Origin of the sequence: Micromonospora lupini str. Lupac 08, from assembly GCF_000297395.2 — a bacterium.
Classification (GTDB): domain Bacteria; phylum Actinomycetota; class Actinomycetes; order Mycobacteriales; family Micromonosporaceae; genus Micromonospora; species Micromonospora lupini.
Map to the genome: position 1 here is coordinate 3024450 of NZ_HF570108.1, position 19633 is coordinate 3044082.

A 19633-nucleotide genomic window follows, 5' to 3' on the forward strand; every position below is an offset into this window, starting at 1 on the left:
GACCGTCGGTCACCTCGGTCGGGGCGGATGCGGTAGTGAGCGGTATACCTCAGAGGCATAAATATGCCTCTGAGGTATACCGCTCAGGAGCACATCGATGTGCCGGACGCGAGGTCACGAACGACACCGAGGGGACCGGCAGCGGCTGCGCTGCGAGGGCCCGGTCGTCAACAACTGCTGCGGGCCCTGCGCAGGAAGGTCTTCCGCGAAACGATCTTCGTCGAATCCTGCCCGCGCGGCGCCAGCACCTGGTCCGAGCCGATCCGTGGGAGATCCGCGAGGGTGAAGTCTACCGAGATGGCGTCATGCCTGCCGGATCCCTTGATGCTGTAGGTGACCCCTGGCCTGAGTTCGGTGAGCGGCTCGACGTCCACCACTCTGCCGAGCCCCGCGGCGAAGAAGTCGGTGGCGTCGTCGATCTTCCAGCCGTCCGGCGGCTGACCGAGCAGGGCAACCTCCACGGTCTCGCTTGTGGGTCGGCCGCTGACGGCCCACATGACCAGCGGTCGCTCGGTGACGTCGCCCGGGTGGATCTCGTAGACATCGAGCCGGGCCGAACTCTCGCCGCATGTCACCAGGACACCGATCGGCTGACCATCATGGACGGCCAGCGCGACGAGAGGTTCGTCGGGTGGAGTGCACCCGGTCAGAAGGCTGAGCAGCGACAGTGACAACAGAATCCGTGGAACTCGTCTTCTGCGCATGTCGTCAGCATTCCGAGGCGGCATCACGCCCCAATTCCCCGATGGTCACGAAAGGTGAACAGGCGCCGAGGGCTACGACTGTCCGGTGCTGCTGTAGAAGGCGCTCGGGTCGTTGGCCAGGGATGCCTTGATGTAGGTGCTCCACTCGTCGGCGAGGACCTCGATCCGGCCGGCCTCGATGCCGTCGAGGGCGGCGCGGACGACGTCGGCGGGGTCCATCTTGTCGCCGTCGTAGTCGGCCATCATGTCGGTGTCGGCGGCGCCCAGGTGCAGCCCGGTCACCAGCGTGCCCTGCTTGGCCAGTTCGAGCCGGACGCCGTTGGTCAGGCTCCACTCGGCAGCCTTGGCGGCGGCGTAGGCGTTCGCCCCGTCATAGGAGAACCACGACAACGCCGACAGAACGTTGAGGATGGCGCCGCCGCCGTTGGCGCCGAGGATCGGGGCGAACGCGCGCACCATGTCGAGGGTGCCGTAGAAGTGGGTGTCCATCTCTGCGCGGATACCGTTCAGGTCGCCGGTGACGAGGTTGGTCCCGGTGGTGATCCCGGCGTTGTTGACGAGCAGTGTCACGTCGGAGGCGATCGAGGCGGCGTCCCGCACCGCCTGCGGGTCGGTGATGTCCAGGCGGAGCCTCTCGACGCCGGGAATGTCGATCTTTTCGGGGTCGCGGGCCGTGGCGTACACCTTCGCCGCGCCGCGCTCGAGCAGTTGTCGGGTGAAGTGCCGGCCGATGCCACGGTTGGCGCCGGTGACCAGCGCGATCGAGCCTGAGATCTGCATGATGCCCTCCGTTGGGGTTCGACGATGACTCGTACGCGACCTACGCTAGAACCTGACGTGGACGTGAGGGACAAGGTCGTGTGGCTGGGGTCACCGGTCACGGGGGAGGGGTCGTGCGGATCGGGGAACTCGCCACCAGTACGGGTGTGTCGGTGCGCGCCCTGCGCTACTACGAGGAGCAGGCGCTGCTCATCCCCGAACGGAGCGGCGGCGGCCAGCGCCACTACGACGAGGCGGCGGTCGACCGGGTCCAGCTGATCCAGACGTTGTACGCGGCAGGCCTGTCCAGCAGGACCATCCTGGCCCTGCTGCCCTGCGTCGACGCGAAGGTCAACACCCCGCAGTCCCGCGCCCTGCTGAACGCCGAACGCGGCCGTATCGACCAGCAGATCAACCAGCTCATCGAGGCCAGGGCCCGGCTCGACGACGTCATCGCGCTCAGCGAGAGCCCGGCCAGCGGCTGCAACCGGACTGGTGCCGCCCTGGTCTAGCAACCGGCGGCGACGACGGCGCACGGCGGCCGTTCCCACCTTTATATTTCAATTCGTCGATGTTAACGTTAACTTAACGTCGTCGTCTGCCGGTCGACATGATCTTCGGCCGAGGCCCGGTGGGATCGGAGAACCCTTATGTCCACATCCGGTGCGATTCTGCGCGTGCGCTCGGTGGCGGTGGTGACGGTGGGCGCTCTCGCCGCCGCAGTCTCGCTGACCTCCGCCGCGTCCGCGTCCGCGACCATCACCGTGGCCGCCGACGGCAGCGGCACCTACACGACCGTGCAGGCGGCGATCGACAGCGTCGCGGCGAACAACGGCGTTCCGGTCACCATCACCATCAAACCCGGCACCTACCGGGGCGTGGTCACCGTTCCCGCCAACAAGCCCCACCTCACGTTGGCGGGCGCCGGCGGCTCCCCCGGCCAGGTGGTGATCGTCGAAGGGCACGCGTCCGGCCAGACCAAGCCCGGTGGCGGCACGTACGGCACGTCCGGCAGCGCCTCGGTCTTCGTCAACGCCAACGACACCACGATCAGCAATCTGACCATGTCGAACGACTTCAACGAGGCCGCCAACACCCTCGACGCCGAGCAGGCCGTCGCCGTCAACACCTCCGGCGACCGGGTGCAGTTCGACAACGTCCGCATCCTCGGCAACCAGGACACCCTGCTGGTCAACGCACCCAGCGTCAGCTCGGTCCGGCGTCTCTACGTCCGCAACTCCTACGTGGAGGGCGACGTCGACTTCATCTTCGGGCGGGGCACCATGGTCTTCCAGAACGGCACCGTGCACTCGCTCACCCGGGGCTCGTCATCGAACAACGGCTACATCACCGCGGCGGCCACCGACATCAACAACAAGTTCGGCTTCCTGTTCTGGGGAACCACACTGACCAGCAACGCTCCCGCCAGAACCGTCTATCTGGGCCGGCCCTGGCACCCCAGCGGCGACGTCAACGCCCGCGGTCAGGTCCTCTACCGGGGCGTCGCGATGGGCGCGCATGTCCGCACCGACCCCTGGACCGACATGTCCGGCTTCTCGTGGAGGACCGCCCGGTTCGCCGAGTACGGCAGCACCGGGCCCGGCGCCGTCGTCAACGCCAACCGGCCCCAGATGAGCGCGTCCACCGCCACCCAGTACACCCCCACCGCCTACCTGGCGGGCAACGACGGCTGGAACCCGATCCGATGACGAAGATTCGTTCCCACGATGATGATCGCCGTCCCGTGCGCCTGCGCACCCACCTGGGGGCACTCAGGAACGCGCTGACGAAGACGCGTACCGCCGCCCTCATCGCCGTCGCCGCCGGAGTGCTCGCCGCAGGTCTGCCGGTCCTCAGCGCCGAGGCCGCGGCCGGCAACGGCACACCTGCCGACTCGAACATCAGCTTCGTCGGCCGGTGGAACAAGTCGAACGCCTCGGCGTACGTGCCCTACTGGGCCGGCGCGTACCTGCGGGTCGGGTTCACCGGCAAGACGGTGAAGCTCCGGCAGCGCAACACCATCCAGCTGTGGGCCAGCATCGACGGCAGGGCGTTCACGTCCTTCACCGGCTCCGGCACGATCAACCTGACGCCGACCGCCCTGGCGGCCGGCAACCACACGTTGATCGTCAGTTACCGGCAGGTGGCCGGCTCCTACACCGGTGACGCGGTCTTCCAGGGGTTGATCCTGGATTCGGGCGCGGGCACGTTCACGCCGCCGGCCCGTCCCAAGCTGGTCGAGTTCGTCGGTGACTCGATCACCGCGGGCGCCACGAGCAGTCAGCTCGCCGTGACGGACTACGGCTTCAAGGTCGGTGAGAGGCTCGGCTACGACCACACCCAGATCGCTATCGGCGGCATGTGTCTGGCCGAGACGACCGATGGATGCTGGGCGCAGGCGACACGCTACTGGATGTCGTCAGGTGGCCAGGCCGGCACCGACCAGTGGGACTTCTCCCGCTACACGGCCGACGGCGTGGTGATCAACCTGGGGACCAACGACAAGAGCCACGGCGTGAGCGCCGCGACCTTCCAGGCGACGTACACCACCTTCCTCACCAGGATCCGGGCCAAATTTCCGAACGCCAAGCTCTTCGCCATGCGAACGTTCATCGGTCGTTACGCGGCGGAGACGGAGGCGGCGGTACGGGCGCGCAACGCTGCTGGTGACGCCAACGTGTTCTACGTGGACACCACCGGCTGGCTGCCGTCCGGCGGCCTGAGCGACTCGGTGCACCCGAACGACGCGGGCCACCAGGCCATCACCGACAGGCTGGCCCCGCTCGTCAGCGCAGCACTGACCACGACCCCGTCCCCCACGGCCGCGCCGACGACTCCCGCGCCGACGACTCCCGCGCCGACCACCCCCGCGCCGACGACTGCCGCGCCGACCACCCCCGCGGGCGGGGCCTGCGCCGTCACCTACCGCAAGACCGGTGACTGGGGTACGGGTGCCCAGTTCGACGTGACGCTGAGCAACACCTCAGCCGTCCCGGTCAACGGTTGGACACTGACCTGGTCCCTGCCGGGCAGTCAGCGGATCACGCAGTCCTGGAATTCCACAGTCACCCAGTCCGGTGCGGCGGCCACGGCGGTGAACGTCTCCTGGAACGCGGTGATCCCGGCCGCCGGTTCGACGAGCTTCGGGTTCGTCACCGACAGCCCGCTCGACGGCGCGACAGGTTTCGCCCTCAACGGCTCCCCGTGCGCCGCCGCCACGTGACGGCGAGCGTCTCCGATCAAGGCAGGAGTAACCCGATGAAGCTTCGCCGATCGCGTCTCGTGGTCCTGGCGACAACGGTCCTGACCGTCGTGGCCGGCGGGCTCGGCATCGCCACCGCCCAGGCCGGCACCCCGGCGTGCGGTGTCGCCTACCGGATCACCAGCGAGTGGGCCGGCGGGTTCGGCGCCGATGTCGTCGTCACCAACTTCGGTGACGCGGTGAGCAGCTGGGCCGTGGGTTGGAGCCTCGCCCCCGGGCAGGGCGTGACGCAGGCGTGGAACGCCGCCGTCACGGTCACCGGCACGGCGGTGACCGCCACCAACATGAGCTACAACGGTGCCGTCGGCTCTGGCGCATCCGTCAACTTCGGCTTCACCGGCTCCTGGAGCGGCAGCAACCCGGTGCCGTCGTCGTTCACGTTCAACGGCGTCACCTGTGCCGGCCCGCCGGCGGCGACCCCCACCGCACCGACGCCGATCCCGACGCCAACACCGACGTCAACACCGACACCGACGTCAACACCGACGCCGACGGCGACGCCCTGCCCCGGCCCGAGCACACCGTCGGCGACCCCTTCCACGTCGCCGGCGCCCGCGGCGATCAAGGTGTGGATGGCCGGCGATTCCACGATGATGAACGCCAGCTCCTGCCCGATCGGCTGGGGCAGCCAGTTCGCGTCCTACCTCACGTCGAACGTCACCGTGCAGAACAGCGCCGTCGGCGGTCGCAGCATCCAGACGTGGCTGTACGAGGGCAATGTGACATCCACCAAGAACTCGGCCGGCGAGTGCACGCTCAGCTCGACCGCCTACAGCGCGCGGTGGTCGGCGATGCTGGACGCCGGCACCGGCTTCAAGGCCGGTGACTATCTGATCATCCAGTTCGGCATCAACGACGGTGACTCGGCCTGCCCGCGTCACGTCGGCACCAACCGCTTCAAGGAACTGCTCGGCGTCATGGCGACGGCTGCCAAGGCCCGAGGCGTGAAGCCCATCTTCGTCACCCCGGTCGCGGCGATCACCTGCAGCGGCAGCACCGCCGTCGGCAACCGCGGTTTCGTCACCGAGACGACGGCTGCGGCCGCCGCCAACGGCGTACCGGTCATCGACCTGCACGCGAAGAGCGTGGCGCTCTACAACACGCTCAGGCTGTGCCCGAACAACGGTGACTACTCGACGGGCGCGGTAGGTGCGTTCTTCTGCAACGACCACACCCACTTCGAGGCCGCCGGTGCCAGACAGATCGCCGGCCTGATCGCCACCGCCCTGCGGGCGCAGAACATCCCGCTGGCCGCCTACCTGAGGTGACAGCGTGACGATCTGTGCGCGGAGCCGCTCTGCGGTCCGGCCCGCGGTGGTCTGACGGGCGGTGATCCTGTGCCGCGGTAGCCGGCTCACGCGAGGCGGATACGACGTTCGTGGTATGTCGACGGGTCCGGCGGTCCGTACAGTCTGGCGGTATGCGGCGTTGGGTCGTGGAGACGATGATCGTGGTGGCCGTGGGCGTGCTGACCGCGTACCGGCTCGCGACGACGCCGGTGGCGCTTGGTGATCGAGCGCCGGACCTGTGGGCGTACGCTGCCGCCGCCGTGATGGTGTTCGTGCTGCCCGTTCGACGGCGGTGGCCGGTCGGCGTGCTGATCCTCGTGGGCGGGCTCTACCTGGCCTACCACATCTACCACTACCCGGGTGGCGCGCCGGCGGTGCCCGCGTGGGTGGCGCTGTACTCCGTCGGTGCGGCGTCGCGGCAGCGCGTGGGTCTCGTCGTCGCGGCCCTGTTCGTGCTCCTGGATGCCCAGGGGCGGGTGGCGGTCGCCGGCGCGAGGCCGTTCGACGCGTCACTGGACAGTTCGACTGTCGTGTTCGTGGCGGCGTTGCTGCTCGGCGAGGTGGTGCGCGGGCGCCGGACCCAGCTGGCGTTGCTGGCGGCCGACCAGAGCCGGGCCGCCGAGCAGCGGGTCGTCGAGGAGCGTATCCGCATCGCCCGGGAGCTTCACGACGTCACGGCGCACACCCTGGCCGTGGTGTCCGTGCAGGCGGGCGTCGCGGCCGACGTGCTGGACGAGGATCCCGCCCAGGCCCGCGCCGCGCTGCGCGAGGTGCGCCGGGCCAGCCGCGAGGCGATGGTGGAGTTGCGCGCGGCGGTGGGCGTGCTGCGCGACGGCACACCGGCGGCCGGCCCGGAGCCGCCGACGCCCACCCTCGATCGGCTGCCCGCGCTGGCCGAGTCGACGGGTGCGGTCGTGACCTGCGACGGCGAGCCGCGCGCGTTGCCGCGGGCCGTGGAAACGACCGCCTACCGCATCGTCCAGGAGGCAGTGACGAACGCGCTGCGGCACGCCGGTGCGGCCCAGATCGAGGTGCGTGTCGGATACCGCCCCGACGGACTGTCGGTGACGGTGCGCGACAACGGGCGGGGTGGCGTCCCGGTGGCCGGCAACGGGCTGCGGGGCATGGCCGAGCGCGCCGGCGGGCTGGGCGGGTGGCTTCGAGCCGGGCCGGCCGACGGCGGAGGCTTCGAGGTGCGGGGGTGGCTGCCGGTATGACGGTTCGTGTCCTGCTGGCCGACGACCAGACCCTCGTCCGCGCGGGCTTCCGGGTCCTGTTGGAGCGGGCGCCGGACATCGAGGTCGTCGCGGAGGCGACCGATGGGGAGGAGGCGATCGCTCTCACCCGAGCGCACCGGCCGGATGTCGTGTTGATGGACATCCGGATGCCGGGCACGGACGGTTTGACGGCCGCCCGCCGCATCCTCGCCGATCCCCGGTTGCCCGGCGTACGCGTGGTGGTGCTGACGACATTCGAGTTGGACGAGTACGTCTTCGCGGCGCTGCAGGCCGGCGCGAGCGGGTTCCTGCTCAAGGACCTGGAGCCGGACGAACTGCGCCGGGCGGTACGCGTGGTCGCCGCCGGTGACGCGCTGCTGGCGCCCGCCGTGACCAGACGGCTCATCGCCGCCTTCGCCAGCGGTCCAGGGGTACCGGGCGTCGACAGCCTGACCTCGCGGGAGCGGGAGGTGGTCGGCCTCGTCGCCGACGGCCTGTCGACGGTGGAGGTGGCGGACCGGCTGGGGATGAGCCCGGCCACGGCGAAGACCCACACCAACCGGGCGATGACGAAGCTCGGGGCTCGCGATCGGGCACAGCTGGTCGTGTTCGCGTACCGCAGCGGGCTCGCCGGCCTACCGCGACCGCGGTAGGTCGACGCCCACCGATGGCAGATCCGGCACGCGTACGCCGCTCGTAGCGTTCCGGTCATGTTTCTCATCCTGGGTCCGGCGTTGAATCTGCTCGCCGGCTTCTTCTGGCAGAACGACACTCAAGGCATCACCGCCGGCACGATCATCGTGTTGTCGACCGCGTGCTGGCTCATCGGGCTGATCGGGTTGTTCGAGCGGCTGCGGCCCAGCACGCCGAGGTACGTCGCGGTCGGACTGCCGGTAACGGTGTTCGGCGCGATCGGCGGGGTGGCCTACGGCGTACAGAGTATTCATGAGGGACTGTTCGCCGTCTCCCACGCCGACGCGGTCGAACGACTCGGCGAGCACCCGTTCGCCGCGTACGCGGTGTACTGGACGTGCGGACCGCTGTTTCCCCTCAGCCTGTTCGTCCTGGGCCTCGTGCTGGCCAAGGTGCGTGTGGCGCCACTTCCGGTAGGCGTCATGGTCAGCCTGGGCGCGGTCGTGTTCCCGCTGAGCCGCGTCACCCGGGAGGCGTCCGTCGCGCACCTGGCGGACCTGTTCCTGCTGTTGCCGTTCCTCTATCTGGGGCTGCGGTCGATGTGGCGGTCCCCGGGCGTGCCAGGCCCGCAGCGCCACCGTGACGCAGTGGATTCCTAGGCAGTCGTCAAAGGATCCTGGTGTCAACGGGATCGTGTGCCGGCCTGGAGCGCGGCGAGTTCCGGAATGCCGTAGTGCTTGTCGAGGACCTGCATGGCGGCGCCCGCCGCGATGACGTCCGCGCCCAGGCGGGACAGGGTCACCGTCGGGGCCAGCCAGTCCGCGCGCGGCACGTCGGTGCGGACGGCCCGCTCGACCGCGGGGAGGTAGACGTCCGCGTGGCGCAGCAGGTCCGCGCCGGCCAGCACCACGTGGGCGAGGTCGAGGGTCTGGAGCAGGTTGACGACGCCGACGGCCAGGACGCGGGCCGCGCGGGCGACGTCTCCGGCCTCGGTGGCGCGCAGGTGCACGACCTCCAGGCAGCCGTGGCGTCCGCAGACGCAGCGGGGCCCGTCCAGGTCGACCACCGTGTGCCCGAACTCCCCGGCGTTGGTGTGCGCGCCCCGGTGGGCGGCGCCGCCCAGCCAGAAGCCACCGCCGATGCCGGACTCGACCATGATGAGCGCCGCGTCGCCGAACGTGGCGCCGTGCCGCCACGCCTCGGCGGTGATCCCGGCCGTCACGTCCTTGTCGAGGTGCACCGGCAGGCCCAGGTGCGCCTCGGCCAGCTCCCGCAGCGGTACGTCGTGCCAGTGCCGCAGGCCGTGCGCGTCCCGGACCAGCCCGTGCGCGTGGTCCAGCGGGCCGATCATGCCGATGCCCACGCCGGTCAGCCGGCTCCGCAGCTCGGCGCCGGTGGTGATCGCCTCGATGCCGACGGACAGGGCGTCGAGGAGCTGACCGGGGGTGAAGTCGGCGGGCAGGGGGATGACCGTGGAGTGGTGCACGGCGCCGGCGAGGTCGACCAGGACCAGGCGCAGTGTGCGTCGGGCGACGTGCGCGCCGATCGCGTAGCGGCTGTCGGGGACCAGCTCGTAGACGACCGCCGGCTTGCCGATCCCCGGGCGGCGGACGCCTGCGGGGCGGATCAGCCCGTCGGCGGTCAGGCGGGCGATGACCTTGGAGACCGCCTGCGGTGTCAGGCCGGTGGCGTCGACGACCGTGGACCGCTCGAACGTCCGTACGGTGCGCCCCACGGCCATGACCAGCGCCTGGTTGTAGCCGCGCAGGAACGTCACGTCGGCTGTGGTGCGCGTCATCTCACCAGCCTATTACGCAACGCTGTTGCTAAATTCGCTCGGTGAACGGACTGAGCAGAGGCCAGCGCCTGGCGGCGTTGGCGGCCCTGGCCCTGGGCGGAGTGGCGGTCGGCCTGACGGAGTTCGTGGCGATGGGTCTGCTGCCCGAGATGGCACGCGGCCTGCTCCCGCAGGAGTACGCCCGATCGTCGTCGGACGCGGTCGCCCAGGCCGGATGGATGATCACCGCGTACGCGCTGGGCGTGGTCGTGGGCGCCCCGCTGATCGCCGCCCTCAGCGCGCGCCTGCCCCGCCGCAGGCTGGTCCTCGGGCTGCTCGTCCTCTTCGCCGTCGGCACTGTCGCGTCCGCCACGGCCCCGACGTTCGAACTGGTGCTGGTGGCGCGGTTCGTCGCGGCGCTGCCGCACGGCGCGTACTTCGGCGCGGCCGGCCTGCTCGCGGCCACCCTGATGGGTCCCGGCAACGAGGCACGCGGCTTCGCCACAGTGCTCGGTGGGCTGACCGTGAGCAACGTGGTGGGCGTACCGCTGATCACCCGGCTCGGGCAGGCGGTCGGCTGGCGTGCGGCGTACCTGGTGATCGCCGGGGTTTTCCTGCTCACGCTGCTGGCGGTGCTGGCGGTGGTCCCGGAGGTCGCCGCGGCGGCGGACGGCTCGCCGGCCGCCGAACTGCGCGCGCTGCGGACCTCGCAGGTGTGGCTGGTCGCGGCCACCGGGGCGATCGGCTTCGCGGGGTTCTTCGCTGTCGACTCCTACATCGCGCCGGTCACCACCGACGTCGCCGGCCTCTCCGCCGCGACCGTGCCGTGGGTGCTTGTCGCGGTGGGTCTCGGCATGACCGTCGGCAACGCCCTTGGTGGCTGGCTCGCCGACCGGGACCTGCGCCGCAGCATGATGATCGGCTTCGTCGCCATGATCGTCAGCATCGGTGTGTTCAGCCTCGTCGCGTCGAACCGCGTGGGCCTGTTCGTGGGCGCGTTCCTGGTCGGCGCCACGAGCCTCTACCTCGGCCCGGTCCTGCAGGCACGCCTGATCACGGTCGCCCCCGGGGCCCAACTGATGGGCGCGGCGCTCAACCAGTCCGCCATGAACATCGCCAACAGCCTGGGCGCGGCCCTGGGCAGCGTCGGCATCGCCGCCGGACTCGGCTACCTCGCGCCGGCCCGGGTGGGTCTGGTCCTGGCGGTCGTCGGGCTGGGCCTGGGGATCGTCAGCTTCGCCGCTGGACGTCGCCGCGACCGGGAACCGGCCGCCGTCGCGGGCTGAGGCTGCGCGGGTGGCCCGGCGGCCGGCGTCCTGGCCGGTATCTGACACCGGCGTGGAGGCGTCGGGCGACGGTCGACGCTGTGCAACGATCGGTGCCACACCTCGTACCCCCTTTGGAGCACGATGTCCCTCTCCCCGGTGCGGGTCTTCGCCGCGCTGAACGCCGTGCGACCTCCCGACCAGCCGACCCCACGCCTGGGTAGGGCGGTGGTGGTCGGCGGCAGTGTCGCCGGCCTCCTGGCCGCCCGGGTCCTGTCCGACCACGCGCAGAGCGTGGTCCTCCTCGACCGGGACGACCCGCAGGTGAGCGGTGCCCGGCCCGGCGTGCCGCAGGGGACCCAACTGCACGCGCTGCTGCCCGGCGGCCTGCTCCAGCTCGAGCAACTGTTCCCCGGGTTCCGGCAGCAGGCGCTGGCGCACGGGGCGATCGAGGCGCCGCCCGCCGCTCGGCGCAGCTACCTCGACGGCCGGCGGAAGGTGGTCGTCCCCGACGACGACGACAGCCTGGCGGGCAGCCGGCCCCTCCTGGAGGGGCTGATCCGCCAGCAGGTGCTCCGACTGCCCAACGTCAAGACGGTCACCGGCCGTGCCACGGGTCTCGTGTTCGACGGCGACGCGGTCACCGGCGTCGAGTGCGAGGTCGGCCAGGTGCCCGGCGTCGAGGCCGCCGACCTGGTGGTGGACGCCATGGGTCGGTCCAGCCGACTCTCCGACTGGCTGGAGCAGGCCGGCTGGGAGCGGCCCACCACCCGCCGGATGGCCGTGCACCTCAACTACGCGACAGCCCTCTTCCGCCGCCCCGAGCAGACTCCGGAGGCGACAGTCGTCCTGGCCCTGCACACTCCGCGGACCATGACGGACATCGCCGGCGCGGCCTTCTTCGCCATCGAGGACGGCCGGTGGATGGCCATGATGGCCGGCTACGGCAAGGACCGGCCGGGGCGTACCGCCGAGGACTTCGTCCGACGGCTGCGGGAGCAGTTCCCGCCGGAGTTCGGCGAGGTCGCCGGGCAGGAGATGCTCGGCGACGTCCAGACCTACCACCACGCCGACAGCCGTCGGAGGGACTTCCACGCGCTGCGGCGGTTCCCGGCGCGGCTCGTCAGCGTCGGTGACGCCGTCGCGTCGTTCAACCCGGTGTACGGGCAGGGGATGACGGCGGCGGCCCTGCACGCGGCCTGCCTGTCGGCGTACCTGCTCTCCGACCCGGACCTGAGCGTTCCCGCCCGCCACTTCCTCGATCTGCAGAAGGTCGTGGTAGACGCCGCCTGGTCGACCTCGACCTCCGCCGACCTGGCGCTGCCGCACGTCGACGGGCCCTACCCGCGCGGCTACCGGGTCTCCAGCTGGGTCAGCCGGCAGATCCTCTCGGCGACCGTCACGGACGTGGCGATAGCCCGCCGGTTCAACGAGGTGGTCTCCCTGCGGGAGCACCCGCTGTCGCTGGCCACACCCGGCGTGATCCTGGGCGCCCTGCGCGCGAACCGGCGGGCGGGCTGACGGTCGTGCGGGCGCGCCGAGCGTCCGACGACACCGCCCGCCGACCCCGTCGGTCGGCGGGCGGGCGGCGTCCGGCGGTTGCGGGGCCTAGCGCGCCGTCCCGCGCAGGATGTCGACGACGAAGCGGTGGTCGTCCAGCTGCGGGAGCCCGGAGACGCCCATCCAGCCCACGACGCCGGTGCCACGAACGCGCAGTGGCACGGCGCCTCCGGCGGCGGCGTAGCGTGCGGCCGGTAGGCCGAACTTCTCGGTGAGCGTCGTCTGCTTGTCCTGGCAGAGCCGGGCCATGTAGAGCGACGAGTGCTCGAACCGCGTCACCACGCGTCCCTTGCGGCGCAGCCACCCGTCGTTGTCCGCCGTCGAGCCCGGCAGGCCACAGTGGAACAACTGCCGTCCGGTCCGCCAGACGCCGATGGAGATCGGAAGCCTCAGCTCCAAGGCGGCGGTGACGGCCCGCACGCCCAACTCGTACGCGTCGGTCTCGGTCAGGCCCGCGAGCTCCAACTCGTTCTCCTCGCGCTGGAGCTCGTCAAGCGTCGGCCACTGGTCAGATGACATGCGTTTCTCCTCGTCGAGCGTCGTTCACCAGGCGCAGGGCGCGTAGTCCTTCAGGAAACAGCCGTACAGGTCCTCGCCCAGCTCGCCGCGGACGATCGGGTCGTACACCCGGGCCGCGCCGTCGACGAGGTCCAGCGGGGCGTGGAACCCCTCGTCGGCCAGCCGCATCTTCGTCGGGTGGGGCCGCTCGTCGGTGATCCAACCGGTGTCGACGCTCGTCATCAGGATGCCGTCGGTGAGCATCTCCTGCGCGCTGGTGCGGGTGAGCATGTTCAGCGCGGCCTTGGCCATGTTGGTGTGCGGGTGCCCGGGGCCCTTGTAGCCACGGCCGAACTGGCCCTCCATCGCCGAGACGTTCACCACGTACTTGCGCCGGGCCGGCGCGGCGGCCATCGCCGGTCGTAGCCGGCTGACAAGCACGAACGGCGCGGTGACGTTGCACAGTTGCACCTCGAGCAGCTCGACCGGGTCGACCTCCTGCACCCGCTGCACCCAGCTGTTGACCGAGTCGAGGTCCGGCACCAGGCCGCCGGCGTCGATGGCGGTGGACGCCGCGATCCGCTCCGGGGAGGCGGAGCCGCTCGTCAACGCCAACGCGGTGAGCGCGTGCGGGGTGAGCGCCGTCGACTCGGTGCCGGCGGTCAGGCTTCCCGCCGGGCCACCCGGACCGGTCGGCTTGGCGAACGTGATCAGCTCCGGCAGGGGGCCGTCCGGCAGCGCCGCGGCCTCCGCGGCGACGAGCTGGGCGTACGCCCCGGGCGAGCGGCGGACGGTCTGCGCCGCGTTGTTGATCAGGATGTCGAGGGGGCCCTCGCTGCTGACCGAGTCGGCGAGGGCGATCACCTGGGCGGGGTCGCGCAGGTCGATCCCGACGATCCGCAGGCGGTGCAGCCACTCCCCGCTGTCGGGCATCGCGGCGAAGCGGCGGACCGCGTCGTGCGGGAACCGCGTGGTCACCGTCGTGTGCGCGCCGTCGCGCAGCAGCCGCAGCGCGATGTACATGCCGATCTTGGCCCGGCCGCCGGTGAGCAACGCGCGCCGGCCGGTCAGGTCGGTACGCGCGTCGCGGCGCTCCCGGTTCAGCGCGGCGCAGGACGGGCAGAGCTGGTGGTAGAAGGCGTCCACCTCGCGGTAGCGCTGCTTGCAGACGTAGCAGCCGCGCGGGTTGTGCAGGAATCCCGCAGTCGTGCCGGTGGTCGGGGAGGCGAGGGGGATGCCCTGGGTCTCGTCGTCGATCCGGCCGGGCGCGCCGGTGGCCGTGGCCTCCGTCACCGCCCGGTCGGCAGCCAGGACGGCGTCGCGCCGCTCCTCGCGTCGCCGCTGCTTGATCACCTTGTAGAGCTTCGCGGTGGCCCGCTGCACCCGCACCACGTCCGGGTGGTCGGACGGAAGGGCCTCCAACGCCTCGAAGACGCTGAGACAGGTCTCCAGCCGGTTCCGGTCGATACCGTCCTGACCGTTTTGGGCAATCTTGTCCACTGTCATGCGTCGTTGTCTCGTCCCGTTTCCTGTGCCGGATTCCGCCGGCCCACCCCAAGTCCGACCCGAAACTGTACGCACCGCGCCGTCCTGGACGCATCCCGCGCCGCGCCGCACAGCACAGACGACCCTCGCGCCGTCGGACACCCTGCTCGGTGCCGTGGTCGGCGTGGGGGATGCTGGGGGCGTGCAGATCACGATCCTCGGTCCCCTCGCCGTCGACGGCCGGCCGGTCCGGGGCGAGCGGTTGGCGGCGGTGCTCCGCGCGCTCGTCGACGCGCGTGGTCGGGCGGTCTCCACCAGCCTGCTCGTGGACGCGGTGTGGGACGGGGCGCCGCCCGACGACGCCACCGGGGCCGTGCAGGCGCTCGTGTCCCGCGTACGCCGTCTCGGGCTGCCCGTGGTGGCGGTGCCGGGAGGTTACCGCCTGCCCGCCGACGAGGTCACTGTCGACGCCGTCGAGGCGCGGGCGCTCCTCGACCGGGGCCGTGCCGCCCTGCGGGCCGGCGACGCGCGGGCTGCCCGCGACTCGGCCGACCGGGCCCGTGCCCTGTTCCCCGAGGTCCCGGAGATCCTCACCACCGACGACACCCGACTGTTCACCGAGGTCGCCGCGCTGCGCGCCGAGGCGGCGCTCGCCGGCGCGGGGCCGTACGACGAGGCCGACCTGCGCCGGCTCGCCGCCCGGACGCCCCCGGACGAGCCGTCCGCCGCCCTGCTCGTGCGGGTGCTCGCCGCGCAGGGGCGGGAGGCCGAGGCGTTGGAGGTGGTCGAGCGCCTCCGCGACGACCTGGCCGAGCGCTACGGCACCGACCCGTCACCCGTGATCACCCAGGTCCATCTGGCGCTGCTGCGCGGCGAACTCACCGCGCCGGCCGTCGTCGCGCCACCCCGCCCGCCGGGGCGGATCGCCCTGCCCGCCGCGTGGCGCCGGCCGATGACCGCCCTGGTCGGCCGCGAGCGCGACGTCGAGGCCCTGGACGCGGCGCTCGACGAGTCGGCCCTCGTGACGATCGTGGCGTCCGGCGGCGCCGGCAAGACCCGCCTCGCGGCCGAGGTCACCCGGCGTACGGCGGCGGCCGGCCAGGCGGTACGCGTGGTCGAGCTGGCCGGTCTGCGCTCGCCCGACGAGGTGCTGCCCACGGTGCTCGCGGCGCTCGGTGGCGCGGACACCTCGACGACCGGCGGCAACCTGGGCCTGGAACGGCGGGTCCTCAGCCCCGAGGAGCGGTTGCGGGCCCTGGCGCCGGACCTCGACGGGCTGGTCGTGCTGGACAACTGCGAACACGTCCTCGACGCGGTGGCCGCCGTCGTCGCCGACCTGCTCGCGGTGATCTCCCCGGAGGTCGCGGTGCTCGCGACCAGTCGTGCGCCGCTGGGCCTGGCCGGCGAGTGGGTGCACCGACTGACCGCCCTGCCGGACTCCGACGCGCTCGGTCTGATCGAGTCCCGCGCGCGGGCCGGTGGCGCGGTGCCGACCTGGGACACCGCGCGGGCTCTCGCGCTGTGCAACCGGCTCGACAACCTGCCGCTGGCCCTCGAACTGGCCGCGGCGCGACTGCGGCACATGCCGATCGACGACGTGCTCGCCGGACTGACCGACCGGTTCGCGCTGCTCGACGACGCGCTGCGGGGCCTGCCGGAACGCCACGCGAGCCTGTGGGCGATGGTCGACTGGAGCCGGGAACTGCTCGCCCCCGACGACCGCACGCTGCTCGCGCGGGTCGCGGTCATCCCCGCGCCGTTCACCGCGGACCTCGCCGCCGCGGTCGCACAGAGGGCTGACGTACGGCGGGGTCTGGCGCGGCTCGTCGAGCAGTCCCTGCTGACCCTGGTCGAGGGGGACGGGCCGCCGCGCTACCGGATGCTGGAGACCGTCCGCGAGTACGGCGAGGCCCGCCTGGACGCGTCCGGTGAACGGGCCGCGGCGATGGCCGGTCTCCTCGGCTGGGCCCGGGACGAGGCGGTCGGGCTCGCCGGTCGCCTCGTGGGCCCCGGCCAGGTCGAGGCGCTCGACCGCTGCGCCGCCGAGCAGGACAACCTGGTCGCCGGCCTGCGGTGGGCGCTGGAGCAGGACGACGAGCCGGCCGTCATCGACGTCGCCACCGCGCTGCTGCACCTCTGGACGGTGCGCGGCCTGCACCTGGAGGTCCTCGTGTGGGCGCGCGGGCTGCTGCACCTCGACGAGCCGCAGCGGCGTCGACGCTCGGCGATCCTGCGGGGTCGGGCCAGCGGCCGGCCGCTGCCACACGGCGACCGGCTCGCCTGGACGTGCCTGTTGATCAGCGTGAACAGTGGCATCAGCGCCGACCTGCGGCCCGCCGTGCTCGGTCGACGTGCCCTGCGGACGCTGCTCGCGGAACGGCCCGCCGAGGTGTCGCCGCGGCTGACCGCGTTCGCGGCGGCGTTGCCCGGCTTCGACAAGTCCGACCTGGACCAGAGCCTGAAGAGCGCGACCGAGATGATCGCCCACCCGGATCCGTACGTGCAGGCGCTCGGCCTGATCGCGCGCGCGGCGGTACGGGAGAACAGCGGCCTGCCGGAGTCGTCGATCGACGACGCCGAGCAGGCGTACCACCGCTTCGAGATCGCGGGCGACCACTGGGGCATGGCGATGGCCGCAGGCGCCGTCGGGCAGTTCCTGCTGCCCGGCCGGGAGGGGCGGTCGGCCGAGTGGTTGGCGCGAAGCGTCCGGCACATGGAGATGATCGGCGCCCAGCAGGACGCGCGGTCGATCCGGGTGCGGCTGGACGTGCAGCTCGCCCTGACCGGCGACGCGGACGCGGAGCGGCGACTCCGTGAGACGGCGACACCGGGCCAGGCCGAGCAGATGGACGTCGCGCAGGCGCTGCTCGGCCTGGCGCACCTCGCCTGGCAGCGCGAACGCTACGACGACGTGCTCGCCCAGGCCGAGGCGGTGAACCGTGCCCTCGCCGGCTGGACCGGACCGCAACCGCAGCCGCGGGTGATGCTCCGGGCCTCGGTGGCGGTCCTGTACCTGCGGGTGGCCGACGCGCGGCCGGCGTCGGGCATCGACGCCGCCGCCCAGGCGGCCGCGTTGCTGGCGCTCGCCCGCGACGACGCGCTCAACTCGAAGGACCTGCCGGTCATCGGGGCGTGGGCGTCGGCCGGCGCGGAACTCGCCGCGTACCGGGACGACATCGAGACCACCCGCGAGCTGACCGCGCTCGCGAAGCGGCTCGGCGCGCACATGGAGCTCTTCTTCCCGACCCGGCGCAGCGAACGACTCGACGCCGCCCTCGGTGACGAGGAGCAGCGTGAGTCGTTGCTGGCGCCCTGGCGGGCCCGACCGGTGGCCGCGGCCGTCACCCGGATCCGCGAGCTGATGGAGGACCTGCTCGGCTAGATCTTCTTGCGGTACGCGCGCAGCGCCAGCGGCATGAACACCGCCACGAAGCCGGCGCACCAGGCGAGGGTCCACCACACGTGCGAGTCGAGCGGGGTGCCGAGGAACAGTCCGCGTACCGACGCCACCAGGTGGGTCATCGGGTTGACGTCCACGAAGGCCTGCATCCAGCCGGGCAGGGTGTCCGCGCCGACGAACACGTTCGACGCGAAGCTCAGCGGCATGATCAGCGCGAACATCAGGCCCTGTACGGCGCCCGGGGTGCGCACCTTCATCGACACGTAGACCGGCAGCCAGCTCAGGCAGAGCGCGAACAGCACCGCGAGCAGGCATCCGGCGATCGCCCGGAACGGGTCGGTGTCGATCCGGAAACCCATCAGGTAACCGATGGCGAGGGTCGAGACCGTGACGATCACGTACCGGACGACGTCGCCCAGGACCGCGCCGACCAGCGGCGCGGAGCGGGGGATCGGCAGCGACCGGAACCTGTCGAAGATGCCCTTGGCGATGTCGGTGTTGAGGTTGACGCCGATCGCGATGGCCCCGGTGGCGATGGTCTGCGCCAGGATTCCGGGCAGCAGGAACTGGAGATAGTCGTGGGTGGATCCGGCTACCGCGCCGCCGAAGATGTAGACGAAGATGATGAGGAACAGCACCGGTTGCAGCGTGACGTCGATAAGTGCCTCGGGCGTCCGCCAGGTCTTGATGAGACTGCGCTTGGCGAGCGCCAACGAATGCCGTACGAGCCGGAACGGTCGCGGGTTCACCGCTGCCGTCGACAGGGCGGGGTTCGTGGTGGGTGGTGTGCCGACCAGGGTGCTCATGCCGCTACCTCCACGCGCGAAGTGGTGTCGTCCTCGGATGCCGTACGCCCGGTGAGGGTGAAGAACACCTCGTCGAGGCTCGGCAGGTGCAGGGAGAGTTCGGTGACGGAGATGCCGGCGGCGGCGAACCGCGCGACGCTCTCGGTCAGGGCCGTGTCGTCGGTGACCGGCACCGCGAGCACGCCCTTGCGGATCTCGTCGGCCTGCGCTCCGGAGCCGACCTCGGACAGGATCGTCGCGATCCTCGGCAGGTCCGCGAGGTCTGACGGCCGGACCTCAAGCGTCTGCCCGCCGACCACCCGCTTCAGTCCTTCGGGCGTGTCGTGCGCGATGACCCGACCGTGGTCGATCACCGTGATCGCGTCGGCGAGCGCGTCGGCCTCCTCCAGGTACTGGGTGGTGAGCAGCACTGTCGAGCCGTTGGTGACAAGCGTCCGGACCACGTCCCACATGTCCTCGCGCTTGGCCGGGTCCAGCCCGGTCGTCGGCTCGTCCAGGAAGATCACGTCGGGGGAGCCGACGAGGCTGGCGGCCAGGTCCAGCCGCCGCCGCATGCCCCCGGAGTAGGTCTTGGCCTGCCGGTTGGCGGCATCGGTCAGGTCGAACCAGTCCAGCAGTTCGGCGGCCCGTCGCCGGGCGCCGGCGCGACCCAGCTCCAGCAGCGTGCCGAACAGCTCCAGGTTCTGCCGCCCGGTCAGGTCCTCGTCGACCGAGGCGTACTGGCCGGTGAGGCCGATGCTCTGCCGGACCCGCTCGGCGTCGCGGACGACGTCGAAGCCGCCGATGCGGGCACTCCCGGCGTCCGGCGTGAGCAGCGTGGAGAGGATGCGGACGGCGGTGGTCTTGCCCGCGCCGTTGGGGCCGAGCACGCCGAGCACGGTCCCCCGGGGTACGGCGAGGTCCACGCCCTGTAGCGCCCTCGTCTTCCCGAATGTCTTGACGAGGCCCTCGGCCTCGATCACCAGATCGGTTGTCATG

17 protein-coding genes are annotated in these 19633 nt (G+C 71.6%); 10 read left to right on the plus strand and 7 right to left on the minus strand.

Going from position 1 to position 19633, the window contains the following annotated elements; genetic code table 11:
* Positions 1-167 precede the first annotated feature (167 nt).
* Together MILUP08_RS14950 and MILUP08_RS14955 are read right to left on the minus strand one after the other, a co-directional pair.
* Positions 168-704: a hypothetical protein gene (locus MILUP08_RS14950; protein ID WP_144056937.1), complete on the minus strand. Its 537-nt coding sequence runs from the start codon at positions 702-704 to the stop codon at positions 168-170.
* Positions 705-776: 72 nt separating this feature from the next.
* Positions 777-1484: an SDR family oxidoreductase gene (locus MILUP08_RS14955; protein WP_007459047.1), complete on the minus strand. Its 708-nt coding sequence runs from the start codon at positions 1482-1484 to the stop codon at positions 777-779.
* A gap of 113 nt (positions 1485-1597) precedes the next feature.
* On the opposite strand from MILUP08_RS14955, the gene MILUP08_RS14960 reads away from it, so the two are divergent.
* The 7 genes from MILUP08_RS14960 to MILUP08_RS14990 all read left to right on the plus strand — a co-directional run bounded on the left by MILUP08_RS14960 (position 1598) and on the right by MILUP08_RS14990 (position 8523).
* Positions 1598-1975: a MerR family transcriptional regulator gene (locus MILUP08_RS14960; protein ID WP_007459049.1), complete on the plus strand. Its 378-nt coding sequence runs from the start codon at positions 1598-1600 to the stop codon at positions 1973-1975.
* 138 nt (positions 1976-2113) lie between these two features.
* Entirely contained in the window at positions 2114-3172 is a 1059-nt protein-coding gene (locus MILUP08_RS14965) for a pectinesterase family protein (RefSeq protein ID WP_007459051.1), read from the plus strand.
* A 35-nt stretch (positions 3173-3207) separates the two neighbouring features.
* Complete coding sequence (locus tag MILUP08_RS33820) at positions 3208-4686, plus strand: cellulose binding domain-containing protein (protein WP_237747077.1); 1479 nt, start codon at positions 3208-3210, stop codon at positions 4684-4686.
* 35 nt (positions 4687-4721) lie between these two features.
* Complete coding sequence (locus MILUP08_RS36675; protein ID WP_007459055.1) at positions 4722-5993, plus strand: cellulose binding domain-containing protein; 1272 nt, start codon at positions 4722-4724, stop codon at positions 5991-5993.
* 152 nt (positions 5994-6145) lie between these two features.
* The gene (locus MILUP08_RS14980; protein WP_007459057.1) at positions 6146-7231 is read left to right on the plus strand and encodes a sensor histidine kinase; all 1086 of its coding nucleotides are present in this window, start codon (positions 6146-6148) and stop codon (positions 7229-7231) included.
* On the plus strand, positions 7228-7884 hold the full coding sequence (locus MILUP08_RS14985; protein ID WP_007459059.1) for a response regulator transcription factor: 657 nt from the start codon (positions 7228-7230) through the stop codon (positions 7882-7884). The genes MILUP08_RS14980 and MILUP08_RS14985 overlap by 4 nt, the downstream gene beginning before the upstream one ends.
* A gap of 57 nt (positions 7885-7941) precedes the next feature.
* Positions 7942-8523, plus strand: a complete 582-nt coding sequence (locus MILUP08_RS14990) for a hypothetical protein (RefSeq protein WP_007459060.1) — start codon at positions 7942-7944, stop codon at positions 8521-8523.
* Positions 8524-8546: 23 nt separating this feature from the next.
* On the opposite strand, the gene MILUP08_RS14995 is transcribed toward MILUP08_RS14990, so the two are convergent.
* Entirely contained in the window at positions 8547-9662 is a 1116-nt protein-coding gene (locus MILUP08_RS14995) for an ROK family protein (RefSeq protein WP_007459063.1), read from the minus strand.
* Between the two features lie 41 nt (positions 9663-9703).
* On the opposite strand from MILUP08_RS14995, the gene MILUP08_RS15000 reads away from it, so the two are divergent.
* Both MILUP08_RS15000 and MILUP08_RS15005 read left to right on the plus strand, forming a co-directional pair.
* Complete coding sequence (locus MILUP08_RS15000; protein ID WP_007459065.1) at positions 9704-10927, plus strand: MFS transporter; 1224 nt, start codon at positions 9704-9706, stop codon at positions 10925-10927.
* A gap of 123 nt (positions 10928-11050) precedes the next feature.
* Positions 11051-12427: an FAD-dependent oxidoreductase gene (locus MILUP08_RS15005; protein WP_007459067.1), complete on the plus strand. Its 1377-nt coding sequence runs from the start codon at positions 11051-11053 to the stop codon at positions 12425-12427.
* 87 nt (positions 12428-12514) lie between these two features.
* Here the strand turns inward: MILUP08_RS15005 and MILUP08_RS15010 are convergent, their stop codons facing one another.
* Together MILUP08_RS15010 and MILUP08_RS15015 are read right to left on the minus strand one after the other, a co-directional pair.
* A complete protein-coding gene (locus tag MILUP08_RS15010) occupies positions 12515-12985 on the minus strand; it encodes a heme-degrading domain-containing protein (protein ID WP_007459069.1) in 471 nt (156 codons plus the stop codon).
* Positions 12986-13009: 24 nt separating this feature from the next.
* Positions 13010-14470 carry an SDR family NAD(P)-dependent oxidoreductase gene (locus MILUP08_RS15015; RefSeq protein WP_007459071.1) on the minus strand — a complete coding sequence of 487 codons (1461 nt, stop codon included), beginning with the start codon at positions 14468-14470 and terminating at the stop codon, positions 13010-13012.
* A 181-nt stretch (positions 14471-14651) separates the two neighbouring features.
* Between MILUP08_RS15015 and MILUP08_RS15020 the strand changes: the two genes are divergently transcribed.
* The gene (locus MILUP08_RS15020) at positions 14652-17831 is read left to right on the plus strand and encodes an ATP-binding protein (protein WP_007459073.1); all 3180 of its coding nucleotides are present in this window, start codon (positions 14652-14654) and stop codon (positions 17829-17831) included.
* Here the strand turns inward: MILUP08_RS15020 and MILUP08_RS15025 are convergent.
* Positions 17828-18655, minus strand: coding sequence for an ABC transporter permease (locus MILUP08_RS15025; protein WP_007459075.1), 828 nt, complete (start codon positions 18653-18655; stop codon positions 17828-17830). The two genes, MILUP08_RS15020 and MILUP08_RS15025, sit on opposite strands and share 4 nt — an antisense overlap.
* Positions 18652-19632: a daunorubicin resistance protein DrrA family ABC transporter ATP-binding protein gene (locus MILUP08_RS15030; RefSeq protein WP_039906045.1), complete on the minus strand. Its 981-nt coding sequence runs from the start codon at positions 19630-19632 to the stop codon at positions 18652-18654. The genes MILUP08_RS15025 and MILUP08_RS15030 overlap by 4 nt, the downstream gene beginning before the upstream one ends.
* Position 19633: the final 1 nt, after the last annotated feature.

Excerpts from the sequence above, each read along its gene's own strand:
- MILUP08_RS14955 (WP_007459047.1), bottom strand. The coding sequence starts at position 1,484 with ATGCAGATCTCAGGCTCGATCGCGCTGGTCACCGGCGCCAACCGTGGC.
- MILUP08_RS14985 (WP_007459059.1), top strand. The coding sequence starts at position 7,228 with ATGACGGTTCGTGTCCTGCTGGCCGACGACCAGACCCTCGTCCGCGCG.
- MILUP08_RS14990 (WP_007459060.1), top strand. The coding sequence starts at position 7,942 with ATGTTTCTCATCCTGGGTCCGGCGTTGAATCTGCTCGCCGGCTTCTTC.
- MILUP08_RS15030 (WP_039906045.1), bottom strand. The coding sequence starts at position 19,632 with ATGACAACCGATCTGGTGATCGAGGCCGAGGGCCTCGTCAAGACATTC.
- MILUP08_RS14965 (WP_007459051.1), top strand. The coding sequence starts at position 2,114 with ATGTCCACATCCGGTGCGATTCTGCGCGTGCGCTCGGTGGCGGTGGTG.
- MILUP08_RS15025 (WP_007459075.1), bottom strand. The coding sequence starts at position 18,655 with ATGAGCACCCTGGTCGGCACACCACCCACCACGAACCCCGCCCTGTCG.
- MILUP08_RS15005 (WP_007459067.1), top strand. The coding sequence starts at position 11,051 with ATGTCCCTCTCCCCGGTGCGGGTCTTCGCCGCGCTGAACGCCGTGCGA.
- MILUP08_RS14995 (WP_007459063.1), bottom strand. The coding sequence starts at position 9,662 with ATGACGCGCACCACAGCCGACGTGACGTTCCTGCGCGGCTACAACCAG.
- MILUP08_RS15015 (WP_007459071.1), bottom strand. The coding sequence starts at position 14,470 with ATGACAGTGGACAAGATTGCCCAAAACGGTCAGGACGGTATCGACCGG.
- MILUP08_RS36675 (WP_007459055.1), top strand. The coding sequence starts at position 4,722 with ATGAAGCTTCGCCGATCGCGTCTCGTGGTCCTGGCGACAACGGTCCTG.
- MILUP08_RS14950 (WP_144056937.1), bottom strand. The coding sequence starts at position 704 with ATGCGCAGAAGACGAGTTCCACGGATTCTGTTGTCACTGTCGCTGCTC.
- MILUP08_RS15010 (WP_007459069.1), bottom strand. The coding sequence starts at position 12,985 with ATGTCATCTGACCAGTGGCCGACGCTTGACGAGCTCCAGCGCGAGGAG.
- MILUP08_RS14980 (WP_007459057.1), top strand. The coding sequence starts at position 6,146 with ATGCGGCGTTGGGTCGTGGAGACGATGATCGTGGTGGCCGTGGGCGTG.